This is a genomic window from Kistimonas ophiarachnellae (assembly GCF_057552235.1).
In genome coordinates this window covers 107,685-119,843 of the sequence record NZ_BAAJPA010000007.1, presented here as the reverse complement: position 1 = coordinate 119,843, position 12,159 = coordinate 107,685, and the positions used below count along the sequence as shown (strand labels likewise).

At 50.8% G+C, this 12,159-nt stretch carries 13 protein-coding genes; 9 read left to right on the top strand and 4 right to left on the bottom strand.

Annotated features, from left to right (window positions below):
• The first annotated feature begins 13 nt into the window (after positions 1-13).
• From AC27K1_RS10685 to AC27K1_RS10675, 3 genes are all read left to right on the top strand, one after another.
• A complete protein-coding gene (locus AC27K1_RS10685; protein WP_487150451.1) occupies positions 14-451 on the top strand; it encodes a PaaI family thioesterase in 438 nt (145 codons plus the stop codon).
• 75 nt (positions 452-526) lie between these two features.
• Entirely contained in the window at positions 527-967 is a 441-nt protein-coding gene (locus AC27K1_RS10680) for an HIT domain-containing protein (RefSeq protein ID WP_487150449.1), read from the top strand.
• Positions 968-982: 15 nt separating this feature from the next.
• On the top strand, positions 983-1,180 hold the full coding sequence (locus tag AC27K1_RS10675; protein ID WP_395177761.1) for a SlyX family protein: 198 nt from the start codon (positions 983-985) through the stop codon (positions 1,178-1,180).
• 33 nt (positions 1,181-1,213) lie between these two features.
• Here AC27K1_RS10675 and AC27K1_RS10670 read toward each other — a convergent pair whose 3' ends face one another.
• On the bottom strand, positions 1,214-1,855 hold the full coding sequence (locus tag AC27K1_RS10670) for a cold-shock protein (RefSeq protein ID WP_487150448.1): 642 nt from the start codon (positions 1,853-1,855) through the stop codon (positions 1,214-1,216).
• Positions 1,856-2,353: 498 nt separating this feature from the next.
• On the opposite strand from AC27K1_RS10670, the gene AC27K1_RS10665 reads away from it, so the two are divergent.
• Positions 2,354-2,692 carry an HU family DNA-binding protein gene (locus AC27K1_RS10665; protein ID WP_395177763.1) on the top strand — a complete coding sequence of 113 codons (339 nt, stop codon included), beginning with the start codon at positions 2,354-2,356 and terminating at the stop codon, positions 2,690-2,692.
• Positions 2,693-2,746: 54 nt separating this feature from the next.
• Here AC27K1_RS10665 and AC27K1_RS10660 read toward each other — a convergent pair whose 3' ends face one another.
• The 3 genes from AC27K1_RS10660 to AC27K1_RS10650 all read right to left on the bottom strand — a co-directional run bounded on the left by AC27K1_RS10660 (position 2,747) and on the right by AC27K1_RS10650 (position 6,878).
• Positions 2,747-3,589, bottom strand: coding sequence for an SDR family NAD(P)-dependent oxidoreductase (locus AC27K1_RS10660; protein ID WP_487150447.1), 843 nt, complete (start codon positions 3,587-3,589; stop codon positions 2,747-2,749).
• Between the two features lie 190 nt (positions 3,590-3,779).
• Positions 3,780-5,210 (bottom strand): OprD family outer membrane porin, encoded by a 1,431-nt coding sequence (locus AC27K1_RS10655; RefSeq protein ID WP_487150445.1) that lies wholly within the window; start codon positions 5,208-5,210, stop codon positions 3,780-3,782.
• A gap of 300 nt (positions 5,211-5,510) precedes the next feature.
• Positions 5,511-6,878 (bottom strand): OprD family outer membrane porin, encoded by a 1,368-nt coding sequence (locus tag AC27K1_RS10650; protein WP_487150444.1) that lies wholly within the window; start codon positions 6,876-6,878, stop codon positions 5,511-5,513.
• A gap of 53 nt (positions 6,879-6,931) precedes the next feature.
• Between AC27K1_RS10650 and AC27K1_RS10645 the strand changes: the two genes are divergently transcribed.
• The 5 genes from AC27K1_RS10645 to AC27K1_RS10625 all read left to right on the top strand — a co-directional run bounded on the left by AC27K1_RS10645 (position 6,932) and on the right by AC27K1_RS10625 (position 12,091).
• A complete protein-coding gene (locus AC27K1_RS10645) occupies positions 6,932-7,108 on the top strand; it encodes a hypothetical protein (RefSeq protein WP_487150442.1) in 177 nt (58 codons plus the stop codon).
• Positions 7,109-7,402: 294 nt separating this feature from the next.
• On the top strand, positions 7,403-7,675 hold the full coding sequence (locus AC27K1_RS10640) for an FmdB family zinc ribbon protein (protein WP_487150440.1): 273 nt from the start codon (positions 7,403-7,405) through the stop codon (positions 7,673-7,675).
• Positions 7,676-7,773: 98 nt separating this feature from the next.
• A complete protein-coding gene (gene aspS, locus AC27K1_RS10635) occupies positions 7,774-9,558 on the top strand; it encodes an aspartate--tRNA ligase (protein ID WP_487150438.1) in 1,785 nt (594 codons plus the stop codon).
• Positions 9,559-9,658: 100 nt separating this feature from the next.
• On the top strand, positions 9,659-10,405 hold the full coding sequence (locus tag AC27K1_RS10630; RefSeq protein WP_345194887.1) for a YebC/PmpR family DNA-binding transcriptional regulator: 747 nt from the start codon (positions 9,659-9,661) through the stop codon (positions 10,403-10,405).
• A gap of 555 nt (positions 10,406-10,960) precedes the next feature.
• A complete protein-coding gene (locus tag AC27K1_RS10625; protein WP_487150436.1) occupies positions 10,961-12,091 on the top strand; it encodes a hypothetical protein in 1,131 nt (376 codons plus the stop codon).
• The last annotated feature ends 68 nt before the right edge of the window (positions 12,092-12,159 follow it).

Below are 12,159 nucleotides of genomic sequence, written 5' to 3'. Positions count from 1 at the left end.
AGGGATTAGAGAAGTGGATAAAAAAGGATTGTCTGTAGAAGATGTTCAACACCACCTCAGTCATGGGATACCCATGTCTGAAGAGATGGGTGTCATTGTCGATGGCTTACCGGAAGACGGCGCAGTGCTTCGTGTGCCTTATTCGGATTCGCTTGTGCGTCCGGGAGGGACAATATCCGGTCCGGTCATGATGGCGCTGGCTGATGCGGCGATGTACGCCGCGATCCTGGGCAAGCTCGGGTCGGTGATTATGGCGGTTACGGCGAATCTTAATATCCACTTCCTTCATCGACCGGGCAAAAGTGACCTGATAGCCAATGCGCGGATATTAAAGCTGGGCAAGCGGTTGGCAGTCTGCGAAGTGGCGCTTTACTCTGCCGGCCAGCCAGAGATGGTGGCCCAGGTTTCCGGGAGTTACTCGTTGCCACCGGCAGAGGGTTCTGGTGGATAAAATCGGTTTTGTCGTATAGTGATTTAACGACCTGCGACGTATCTTGGTTCCAGTTAGAGTGATGAGGATGCTTTGATGACCGATGAAATAGCAGAATTTTCGCTGGCTCAGCCACTGGCCAACGATACGGTAGCCATTGGCGACTTTCCGTTGTGTCGTTTATTGCTGATGAATGACAGCCACTATCCCTGGTTTATTCTGGTGCCCAGAATTGCCGGCGTGGAAGAAATTTATCAGTTGACCGAAGAAGACCAGCGGCAACTGATGTGGGAAATGGCCTATGTGTCAGAAAAGCTGAAAGATATCTTTTCGGCGGACAAGATGAACGTGGCAGCCCTTGGTAATATGGTGCGGCAGTTACATGTTCATGTTGTAGTGCGCCATGAAAGTGATGCAGCGTGGCCCGGGCCGGTTTGGGGGAAAGTCCCGGCAAAAGCCTATACTGCAGAAGCCGTTGAGGAAATTCGTGCCAGACTGGCCGTGGTATTTACCACCTGGCTTAAATTTATTGACTAGCCGGAGCAGGGCTTCATGAGTGATGAGTTGCTTGAAGTTCAGACTCAGCTGAGCTTTCAGGAAGACAGTTTGCAGACCTTGAACGATGTGGTGACACGTCAGCAGAAGGATATTGAGCGGCTGACACTGGAAATTGAGCGGTTACGTGAACAGTTCCAGACGATGGTTACCATGCAGCTGGAAGAGCATGAGGAGCCACCGCCACACTATTGAAAAAAATGCCGGTGAAAACCGGCATTTTTTTATTCAGTGGGTTGGCGCTGATATGACATCTTCAGCCTGAAGCCCTTTCTCTTTTTTGGTCACAATAAATTCAACCCGTTGCCCTTCGGCAAGCGTCCGATGGCCTTCGCCCCGAATCGCGCGATAGTGGACAAACACATCCTCGCCCTGGTCACGGGTAATAAAACCGAAGCCCTTGGAGATATTGAACCATTTTACCGTTCCGGTTTCGCGGTCTGAAGTATCAATGATCAGTCGTGTTTTAGGGTTGAGGGCCCGCAGGTTGCATAGCAGGTGTGCGGCAAGTCCGGCAATCAGTGTGCCTAAAGGCAATAGTGCCACAGTAAGATCGCCCGGCATTTGGGGTAGACGAGCGAAGGTGACAATAGCCGCCGATAGTCCTGACAGGATGATCAGCAAGCTGCCGGTCATTTGTAGTAAACGACGATTGCCATGCAAGCCAACCAGGTAAGTGCCCAATAACAGGTTGGTTGCTGCTGTTGCCAGAAGCAATGTGCTGTTACTGCTGAGCAGGATATCGACTAAGGTATGGTTGGGGTAAACATCAGGGTAAAGACGCGTCAGCACGGTGTAACTGACCAGGTAGCTCGTTATGAGCGCTAAACCCAGCAGGGTGTGCAGGAATTTTAAATGTTTGAGATACATGTCCTTTGTGTTCATCCTGTTTATAGGTGGTACAGTTTTGTTAATCGTGATGAAACCAAATGGTTACTGCATGATGGCTGTCATAGAACCCTGTCATGTACGTCACTGGACGGGTAATGCTACTGAAATTGATCATAATCCAGCCATATCCCTACTGTAACCTGAGCGAGCTGTTACGAGCAAATTATGTAGAAGTATTGTCGTATATATAGCTGAAAAATCGATGAAACCTGTGAAAACAGGGGAAAAAGACGATTTTCTGGCCAAAAAATACTCGCATGGTCTAAATGCATCGTTTATATTGATTTCGTACCCGGTTATTTCTGTTCGCTTTCATGCCGTTGTTTTGATGGCGCTGTGTCGTCTGATTAGTGAAAGGTAGCGGGATACCGGTACACCTGTATTTGTCCTCGGGTTCGTTGTCAAAGATGGGTTGTTACGGGAGTGTAAAGCGGATTTTCGTTTAGTGTTAGGACGACATGCCTGGAGACGATCGTTATGGCAGCCAAAAAAAACGCAATCAAAGAAAAATACAGTAAAACTCAGATTCTGGCTGATATTGCCGAGAATACCGGTCTCACAAAACGGGACGTTTCAGCTGTGCTGGAAGAGTTAACTGACCTGGTTGAGCGTCATGTCAAGAAACGCGGATGTGGTGAGTTTACCCTGCCGGGACTTTTGAAAATTGTGACAGTGAAAAAGCCCGCTCGGAAAGCCCGCAAAAATGTACCGAACCCGTTCAAACCCGGAGAGCTGATGGATGTTGCGGCTAAACCTGCTTCCATACAGGTTAAAGTGAGGCCGCTTAAGAAGCTCAAGGAGTTTGCCTCCAGCTGATCCTCTGATTGATGCCACGCTGCTGCTTAACAGGTAGCGTGGCAATACTCCCGCCTAAGTTGTTTCAAATTGCTGTTTTTGTTGTTTTCCCTTCAAGCCTAATCTCAACAATTTATCGTAGCTATTAGGAAGTAGTCGCTGCATCCAGTCAATGGCGCGGGCATCTGCTCCAATCAATATGCGCTTTTTGTTTTTCAACATGCCTTTGAGAATGGTTTTGGCCGCTTTTTCCGGTGTAGTCATAGCTATCTTTGCAAATTCACAAGACGCGTCCTGCTGATTGGTAATGCCTTCCGGGCCTTCAAAATAGCGTGCATTTTTGACGATGTTGGTCTGAATGCCGCCGGGATAGACGCAGGATACATTGATGAGGGTTTCATGAAGTTCCTGGTGTAGTGCTTCACTGAGGCCGCGAACCGCAAATTTACTGGCGTTATACGCGCTTTGAGTGGGTACACCGATCATGCCGAAGACGCTGGAAACATTGACAATATGCGCATCGGAACTTTTTTCGAGCAGGGGCAGGAAGACTTTACAGCCGAAGACTACCCCTTTGAAGTTAACGTCCATCACCCAGTCAAGATTTTCGAGTGACATATCAGTGAATGGCTGGCATAACGCTACGCCGGCATTGTTGATGAGAATGTCGACATGCTTGTACCTGGCCTCGGTTTTTGCTTTCAGTTGTTCCCACTGTTGTAGCGAGGCAACATCGACCGCTTCTAATAGATGGTCGCCAGTATCGGGTAGTAATGTGGCAGTTTCTTGCAGAGCTTTATTGTTGATATCTGTCAGAATCAGTTTGCAATCCTGGTTGGCTAACTGAATGGCAAGTGCCCGACCAATGCCGGAACCGGCACCGGTGATGAGGGCAATTTTATTGTTGAGTGTTTGCATTGTTATTATTATTTTCTCAATTGTCGTGGGTTTGACGTGCGTGTCAACGCGTTACCATACCGCATTACGTTATTTCATTGTGATAAATCTTCAAGGGCAGAGATGCCTTCCTTTTATGTCATAAGGGGCATGTTTGAATAGTTGCCATGCAGGCAGCTACATGAGCTACCTGCAGAGGGGAAGGTTTATCTCACAGAAGGGCAATGCTGTAATCAACGATCAGCCGGTTTTCATTCAGGCTGTCAGATCCGTAGGTTCTGAATGTCGCGTTGCGCCAGGTGATGGTAAGGCCCTTGAGAGCACCGTCCATGAAGGCATAGCTGATATCGGTGTCACGTTCCCATTCATGACGGGTTTTTTTGGTCTTGCCGCTGTTTACATATTCGTGATATTCGCCCTTGACATAGCGGGTCATGAAATTCAGGCCGGGCATTCCCATGCCGGCAAAATCATAATCGACCCGCAGCATCCAGGAATCTTCATCCTTTCTGTTGAAATCGTTGTATTGGACGGAATTCCATACCATGAGTCCGTTGTCGTCAGAACCGCCCCACGCGTAGTCATAATAATCGCCGTCTACTTTCTGGTAAGACAGGGCTAGCTTGAGATCGCTGATGCCTAGCTGGGCGACAATATTCCAGAGATCGCTGTCCCAGTCTTTCCAGGTGTCGCCGTGCTGTTCTTTTACCAGGTATTTGCCGTCACCCTTGCCCTTGTAGTAGTAGCCATCGAACATAAGGCTGGTGTCTTCACCCATGTTGAGGGTGTAGTAGGCATTCAGGTAATCCTGTTTCTTGTAATCCTTGGCGCGGGCCATTTGCACATTGATGCCAGTGCCATCGCCGTTGTCAAAACTGATGCCGACGGAGTTGACTTTCCAGTCGCCTTTTTTGCCCTCTACCGGTAAGCCTTTGTCATCATAGGTGTAAGAAACGCCTTCATATTTCTTGAAACCACTTTGGGTTTTGGTTGATGCTTTGTCTGAACTGAAGCCGTAAATCATGACGCCATCCATCATATTGATATCGGCATAAACGGCTTGTGTTGTTGAAGGCGTTACCCGGGAATCGCTGTCATTGAGTAGCGGGGTGTCCATGAACATCCGACCGGCCTTGATGTTGGCGTTCAGGTCGTCATCGCCAAACCGGGCTTTGAGGAAAGCCTGGCCGAGTTTATCGTAGCTTTTTTGTTTGCGTTCAATGTAGGTGTACTCACCTCTTTTTTTCGAATCGTGTTCCGAGGCGACCCTTAAGGCGTCTGAACCCCATTTGTCATCTTTGCCCTGTATTTTGAAAGAGCCGTACCATGCAGCGTCCAGACCAATCATGTCCATGAAGTAGCCGGATTCAAAATTGAGGCGAGCGCCCTGCGCCCAGGATTCACGGATGTCAGGATAGCGGCACGTCTCTCCCTTTTTGGGGCAGTCCTCTTCTGTCTGCTTATTCCGAAAATCCCGATTGAAATAAAAGTTGCGCAGTTCCAGTTCAATACCCGTGTTTTCCATCATGTCAGCGAAGTGATCGCCGACGCGCTCTTCTGCCCGGACGTCTGCTGGAATCATGAATCCTGAGGAAATCGCCATGGATATGGCGGCTGCCAGTGAAGATCTGTGTAATGCCATTACTCCGCTGCTCCAGTCAGTGTCTGGTCCGGTGCCCGTGTCAGTGCCTCTTGTTCAGGCTGGGGTGATGGGGCCGGGGGTCAAGCCTCCTTTCCTGAAATCACAGACCGGCCTCCGCCGGTTTTGCCACGATTGGCTGTCAGTACCAGTTACAAATCTGTGTAATGAATTAGTCAAGAAATCGTGATTATGCAAATTGGAGGCGGGGGATTTGCGATGAGTGGCGGGAATTACTGTGAGCAGTGAATAAAAAACGCCACCCGGAGGTGGCGTTTCGTGCGTTGACTGACCGCGAGGGTATTAGAATACGCTCAGGGTGTAGTCTACGTAGACACGCAGGTTGTTGGTGCGTTCGTCAGCTTTAGTCTCATAGCCATACTTTTTGTGATAGCCATTTTGAACTTTTACGCTCAGGCCTTTCAGGGCTTCCTGCTGGAATGCGTAGCCAACTTCAACGTCCAGTTCGGTTTCTTTGTCGAACTTATGTAAAACTGCATCGCTGTCGCCTACTGTACCACGAGTGTAGGTAACGGCAGTGTAGAAGCCTGGCATGTCTAAGCCAGTGAAGTCGTACTCAGCGCCAATCTGCCAAACTTTTTCACCATCGTAGAAGAAGTCAGATACTTGGCGAGAAGTCCAGAAGTTGCCGCCGCCGTAATCGTTGCCAGCCATCCAGTATTCAAATGAACCGCCTACACCGTCTTCGCCCTTGGCATCAACAGTTGTGTAAGACAGACTCAGAGTCAGGTGGTCAATGGTCAGCGCAGCGTTCAAGTTGGTCAGATTTGCATCGTCTTTGAATGCGCCATGTTGCTTAGGGTCAAGGTTAAGATCGTTGGAGCCGCCATCCCATGCATCACCATCTTTTTTGGCTTTGTAATACTGACCGTCAAGCAGCAGGCTCATGTTGTCTGCCAGTTCAAAGGTGTAGTTGGCGTTGTAGTATTGAATTTTGACGTAGTCTTCGCCGCGGGCGTATTCAGCGTTAAGATCCACACCCATTAGGTTGTAGGTTGCGCCAATGGAGTAAATGCTATCGACCTTGATGACATTTCCATCTTTGTCTTTTTTGCCTTCAAAATCGTCGTAGCTTTGAGAAGTACGATCAGAGATTTGGTCAGCATAAGCACCGTACAGGCCCAGACCATAGATGTTGGAGTCGAATCCATAACCACGGAATGAGCTGGGGGTCAAGCGAGAACCGGAGCTGGCAACCAGAATGGTGTTATGCTTCATGTAGCCAGCTTTCGCATTAATATTCAGGTCTTCGCCGCCGAACTTGGCTTTCAGGTAAGCCTGACCCAGCTTGCCCATGCCAGTGGTGTCACCATTGGTTTTTTCACGGAGAAGCTGGTCGCCAGCACCCTGGGAACCTTCTGCTTCGTTGGAGCTATCAAGCTTCATGGAGCCGTAGAAGGAAGCGTCGAAACCAATCATGTCAAATGCATAACCTGAGGTGTAGTTGACTTCTACACCCTGCGCCCATTCGTGCCAGTCGTTTTTGACTCCTTCACCACTTTCTTTGAAGTCGTTATCAAAGTATGCATTACGCAGTTTGATTTCCAGTGTGCTGTCATCAACAAACTGATCAAAGCTGGCCTGGGCCGCAGTAGCCGCGGTTGCAGCGATAACAGCCGCGCCCAGCGCGGACAGTTTAAATGCTCGCATGGTGTTACCTACTCCACATGGTGTTGTGTTGCTTAATTTCAAACCCGCCGGATATGCCCCTATCCGACGGAAAAAAAGCAGAATCTGCACAGGTCGCCTGTCGTTCGCCGGGTGATGTACGGCATCTGGCGGAGAATGCGTTCGCCAGCGCCATGACCCCCGGCGTTTATGTCGTCAAGACGGACCCGGATACAGGTTGGCCGCAGTATATCGGTACGGGTTGTCGGTAAACCTTGCCGTGTGTCAAGGTTTTGCCTGTCCCGGTAAGGGGATAGTGACATTTGTTAACCCGTTGATGCGTTTTTGCGCCAGACACTGTATGGAACGGAAGTCTATCAACGGTGCAGTTTTTACGTATGTAGGGGTAAGTACCTATCACGGGCATTTTCCTGCCGATGGCTGGCCCTGAACCTGTGGCGAGGCAGGCAGTCAAAGAATAGTGGTCCTGCGCATGGCTGTTTTGCCCGGCATTACGTTATAATCCCGCGTTTCGTTCCGTTTTGAGTTCGGAGTTCGCGCCGTATATGCCGATCTATGAATACCTTTGCCAATCCTGTGGCGATACCCATGAGGCTATTCAGAAATTCAGCGACAGCCCGCTGACCGATTGCCCCGCCTGCGGGGAGTCTGCCCTGAAGAAGCTGTTGTCCGCCCCGTCGTTCCGTCTGAAAGGCGGCGGCTGGTACGAGACGGACTTCAAGGGCAAAAAGGCAAAGAATGTCGCGACCAGCGACAACCATTGCCCGGGCAAGGACACCAGGAGCGGCTGCGGCGGTTGTTCTGCCACCAGCGACTGAGTGTTCGGGGGCAATGGTTTGTCCATTGTCGGTGAGAGCATTGCACACCTGTCCGCCACGGACAGGCCAGATAACGATTTGAAGACTGAGGTTAGAGTATGCGCAGCCATTATTGCGGCGATCTGAACGCCTCCCATGAGGGGCAGGAAGTCACACTGTGTGGATGGGTCCATCGCCGCCGTGACCATGGCGGTGTCATTTTCCTGGATCTGCGTGACCGGGAAGGGATTGCCCAGGTGGTGTTTGACCCCGATACCGTGGACGCCTTTGCCCTGGCAGACCGCGCCCGCAGCGAGTTTGTTCTGAAGGTGACCGGCAAGGTACGTTTGCGTCCGGAAGGCACTGTCAACCCGAACATGAAGACCGGTGAGATTGAAGTGCTGGGCAAGCAGCTGGAAATCCTGAACAGCGCGGTGACCCCGCCGTTCCAGCTGGACGAGTACACCGATGTGGGTGAAGACATCCGCCTGAAGTACCGTTATGTGGACCTGCGTCGTCCGGATATGCAGCAGAAGCTGATCTTCCGCTCCAGGGTGACCAGCGCTATCCGTAACTACCTGGACAGCAATGGTTTCCTGGATATCGAAACCCCGATCCTGACCCGTGCGACGCCTGAAGGCGCCCGTGACTACCTGGTACCCAGCCGTACCCACCAGGGTTCTTTCTTTGCCCTGCCGCAGTCGCCCCAGCTGTTCAAGCAGTTGCTGATGGTGTCTGGCTTTGACCGTTACTACCAGGTAGCGAAGTGCTTCCGTGACGAAGACCTGCGCGCCGACCGCCAGCCGGAATTTACCCAGATCGATATCGAAACCTCCTTCCTGGAAGAAGAACAGATCATGGGCCTGACCGAAGGCATGGTACGCAAGCTGTTCAGCGACCTGATGAATGTGGAATTCGATGCCTTCCCGCGCATGACCTATGCCGACGCTATGCGTCGCTTTGGTTCTGACAAGCCTGACCTGCGTATTCCGCTGGAGCTTGTCGATATCGCTGACCTGATGGAAACCATTGACTTCAAGGTCTTCAAGGGACCTGCCAGCGATCCGAAAGGCCGTGTGACCGCGCTGAAAGTGCCGGGTGGCGCCACCCTGAGCCGTAAGCAGATTGACGAATACACCAAGTATGTGGGCATCTATGGTGCGAAGGGTCTGGCCTGGATCAAGGTCAATGCCATTGAGAAAGGTGTCGAGGAAGGCCTGCAGTCACCGATCATCAAGTTCCTGGGTGATGACGTGACCATGAAGATCATGGAGCGTCTGGATGCGCAGAATGGCGATATCGTCTTCTTCGGCGCGGACAAGGCGACCGTGGTCAGCGAAGCACTGGGCGCGCTGCGCTGCAAGCTGGGTGAAGACCTGAACCTGTATACCAGTGAATGGGCGCCCCTGTGGATCGTGGACTTCCCGATGTTCGAGGAAGATGGCAAGGGCGGCCTGACCGCGCTGCACCACCCCTTCACCGCGCCAAGCTGCACACCGGCAGAGCTGGAAACCGCGCCGGCTGACGCCCTGTCCCGCGCCTACGACATGGTGCTGAACGGTGTCGAGCTCGGTGGTGGTTCTGTCCGTATTCACAATGAAGCGATGCAGCAGGTGGTCTTCCGTGTGCTGGGTATCGGCGAAGAAGAACAGCGCGAGAAGTTTGGCTTCCTGCTGGACGCCCTGAAGTTCGGTGCGCCGCCTCACGGTGGTCTGGCCTTTGGTCTGGATCGCCTGGTGATGCTGATGACCGGTGCGGATTCTATCCGTGAAGTCATTGCCTTCCCGAAAACCCAGTCAGCAGCCTGTCAGATGACCCAGGCGCCGGGTACCGTGGAAGAGCAGCAGCTGCGTGACCTGAATATCCGTATCCGCAGGGATCCTGCTTCCGCCACCAGTCACTGATGTGGCTGGTTTCGGCTGCCTGCTTTCAGGCAGGCAGCCGGCCATCGATTGATACGACAAGTCGTTTTTAGTAATTCATTAAAGGGTGAGGTTTCGACCTATGGCAGGTCATAGTAAATGGGCCAACATCAAGCACCGCAAGGCGGCGCAGGATGCCAAGCGTGGCAAGATCTTTACCAAGCTGATCCGCGAACTGACCGTGGCCGCCAAGGCCGGCGGTCCCAACCCGGAAGATAACCCGCGTCTGCGTGCGGCGGTCGACAAGGCGCTGGGCGCCAACATGACCCGTGATACCGTTGACCGTGCGATCGCCCGTGGCGCCGGCAGTGCCGACAACGACAACATGGAAGAGATCACCTATGAGGGTTACGGCCCGGGTGGCGTTGCGATCCTGGTTGAATGTATGACGGATAACCGTAACCGGACCGTATCTGAAGTGCGGCATGCATTCTCCAAGCATGGCGGCAATCTCGGGACTGACGGTTCCGTTGCTTACCTGTTTGAGCGTAAAGGACAGATATTCTTCGAGCCAGGCGTGGATGAAGATGCGCTGATGGAAGCGGCGCTGGAAGCCGGTGCGGAAGATGTTATTGCCAATGATGACGGATCCGTGGAAGTCACCACCGAGTGGACGGAATTCATGCAGGTCAAGGATGCGCTGGAGGCTGCAGGCATGACGCCGGCCGATGGTGAAGTCGCCATGGTGCCGACGACCCAGTCGCCGCTGGATGCTGACGGTGCAGCAAAAATCATGAAGCTGATTGATCGCCTGGAAGATCTGGATGATGTCCAGAACGTCTACAGTAATGCCGATATTCCGGATGATGTGATGGAATCACTGGGCTAAGCATTGCGCCGTCTGGTGTGGGCGCTGGCTGAAAGGCCTGCGCCCTGAAGTTTGTTCAAAGATTGGCGCCAAGCGTTAACAGGAATAGAACGAAAACCACGGCTGTCACAGTCAGCAGTGGTGCGAGCAGCTCTTTCATTATTGATACTCGTTCGATGGCTTGTGGCAAGCATACCTGTCCTTTCGAGGCTTTCCCGTTGTATTTAGTAACTTAGATTAATGCTTTGTAAACTTGTACGGTCTGGTGGGCTTTTTAATTGGATGGTTGCAGGGGGATTTTGCAGCCTTATTAGGCGTGTGAGTATGCTATTGAATGTGTGTGTTTTAAGTTGTGTTGATTTTTCGGGTTGAATTGTAGCTCTCGTTGTCAGTTTTTGTTGGTTGTGTGTTTGTTCATGATATTAAAGTTTCGCTGATATTAGTGTCTGACCCATTCTCTTTTGAAATGTCAGGTGATGTCATGCAACTAGTGGGTATTGATGCTGTCTAACTGGTTATGGGTATGGACTTTCTGGTTCGAATAAAAAATGGATTTAATATAATTTGGAGTGATTTATGAGTTCTGAAAAGTTTTGTGTTGGAGCTGCCTGTTCTTATAGCTGGGACAGTAATGCACAAATTTGCCCATTGTTCAGGGTGTTAAATGTTATTGGTGCTTTCTTTGCCGGGCTTTTGGGGGGCTATAGTGTCAAGGTTGCTGATGTCAGAACTCTGTTGTCAGAGCATCCAGAATATTCAAATGCATTGTATGTGAAAGAATTAAGAAAACGTGGCATAGATGTTATGCCCGACGAAGAAGCGAATCCGATGATGCAGGGTTCAATGCCTGAAACTCCGGCAGCTACGGTGTCAGAAGTGTTAACGGGTAGGCAGGAGAATGGCTCCGCTATTGTTTCAGCAGGCGCGAGAACTACTGTATCAACAGGTGTTACTCCAGGCGTGGCAGTTGGCTCTTCTTGTGGTCTGGCTGAGACCATAACTACCACCAGTACGCATACAAGGCCTAGTGTTATACCTTTGGTGCCGGTGTCAGGCGGAACGGAAAGTAACACTGTACCTGTAATGGCGGGAGCTGGTGAAGCTGTCAGTAATCCAGCGGTGGTTGGTGCGGGTGAGGGGGTCATAACTGAAGTGGCACAAAGTTCCAGTCGTGATGATATATTTTTTGATCTGGTGATGGAGCGTTTGGGGCGGTATAAAAAAAATATGCGAGCTTTCAAAAGATCGCTAAAAATTGAAAATGCCAGAGATCCACGTGATGTAAGTGATAATTTTGATGATAGTGCTTTGAGTTATGTTACCAGTCATTTGTGGGATCATTTGGCTGAGCAGTTTGTCAGTGACTTTGGTGTAAGTAAGGAAGAGGTAAGTGCGATATTTAACACAGAAGTAGAGGTCGCGTATGCCGGTCGTCGGCAACATGATAGTTTGAGGCAGGCTACAATATCTGAATTTTCAGCGCTTCGATATGACACTACACTGGCTGATGACGCTAAAAATTTCATGGTGGTTTTGTATCATGTGGGAGCGCCGGACTGCGAAAATTCTCAGGATAATGTATATGCACGTCTTTATAGAGAGATTCAGAAGATTCCTGAGTTTAAGCTTAATATGCGTCAGCGTGATGAAAGGCTTGCAAGGTGGGGGGGGATTCTTGCGAGGTTTTCTGATCTGTTAAAGCTGTGAGAAAGGTAGATTGTTAGGAGCAGGCTAGGCTGTTTTCTTGTTTTTGATGTGGATGAAGTGCTTTTCTT

Excerpts from the sequence above, each read along its gene's own strand:
- AC27K1_RS10680 (WP_487150449.1), top strand. The coding sequence starts at position 527 with ATGACCGATGAAATAGCAGAATTTTCGCTGGCTCAGCCACTGGCCAAC.
- AC27K1_RS10675 (WP_395177761.1), top strand. The coding sequence starts at position 983 with ATGAGTGATGAGTTGCTTGAAGTTCAGACTCAGCTGAGCTTTCAGGAA.
- AC27K1_RS10670 (WP_487150448.1), bottom strand. The coding sequence starts at position 1,855 with ATGTATCTCAAACATTTAAAATTCCTGCACACCCTGCTGGGTTTAGCG.
- AC27K1_RS10665 (WP_395177763.1), top strand. The coding sequence starts at position 2,354 with ATGGCAGCCAAAAAAAACGCAATCAAAGAAAAATACAGTAAAACTCAG.
- AC27K1_RS10660 (WP_487150447.1), bottom strand. The coding sequence starts at position 3,589 with ATGCAAACACTCAACAATAAAATTGCCCTCATCACCGGTGCCGGTTCC.
- AC27K1_RS10655 (WP_487150445.1), bottom strand. The coding sequence starts at position 5,210 with ATGGCATTACACAGATCTTCACTGGCAGCCGCCATATCCATGGCGATT.
- AC27K1_RS10650 (WP_487150444.1), bottom strand. The coding sequence starts at position 6,878 with ATGCGAGCATTTAAACTGTCCGCGCTGGGCGCGGCTGTTATCGCTGCA.
- AC27K1_RS10645 (WP_487150442.1), top strand. The coding sequence starts at position 6,932 with ATGCCCCTATCCGACGGAAAAAAAGCAGAATCTGCACAGGTCGCCTGT.
- AC27K1_RS10640 (WP_487150440.1), top strand. The coding sequence starts at position 7,403 with ATGCCGATCTATGAATACCTTTGCCAATCCTGTGGCGATACCCATGAG.
- aspS (WP_487150438.1), top strand. The coding sequence starts at position 7,774 with ATGCGCAGCCATTATTGCGGCGATCTGAACGCCTCCCATGAGGGGCAG.
- AC27K1_RS10630 (WP_345194887.1), top strand. The coding sequence starts at position 9,659 with ATGGCAGGTCATAGTAAATGGGCCAACATCAAGCACCGCAAGGCGGCG.
- AC27K1_RS10625 (WP_487150436.1), top strand. The coding sequence starts at position 10,961 with ATGAGTTCTGAAAAGTTTTGTGTTGGAGCTGCCTGTTCTTATAGCTGG.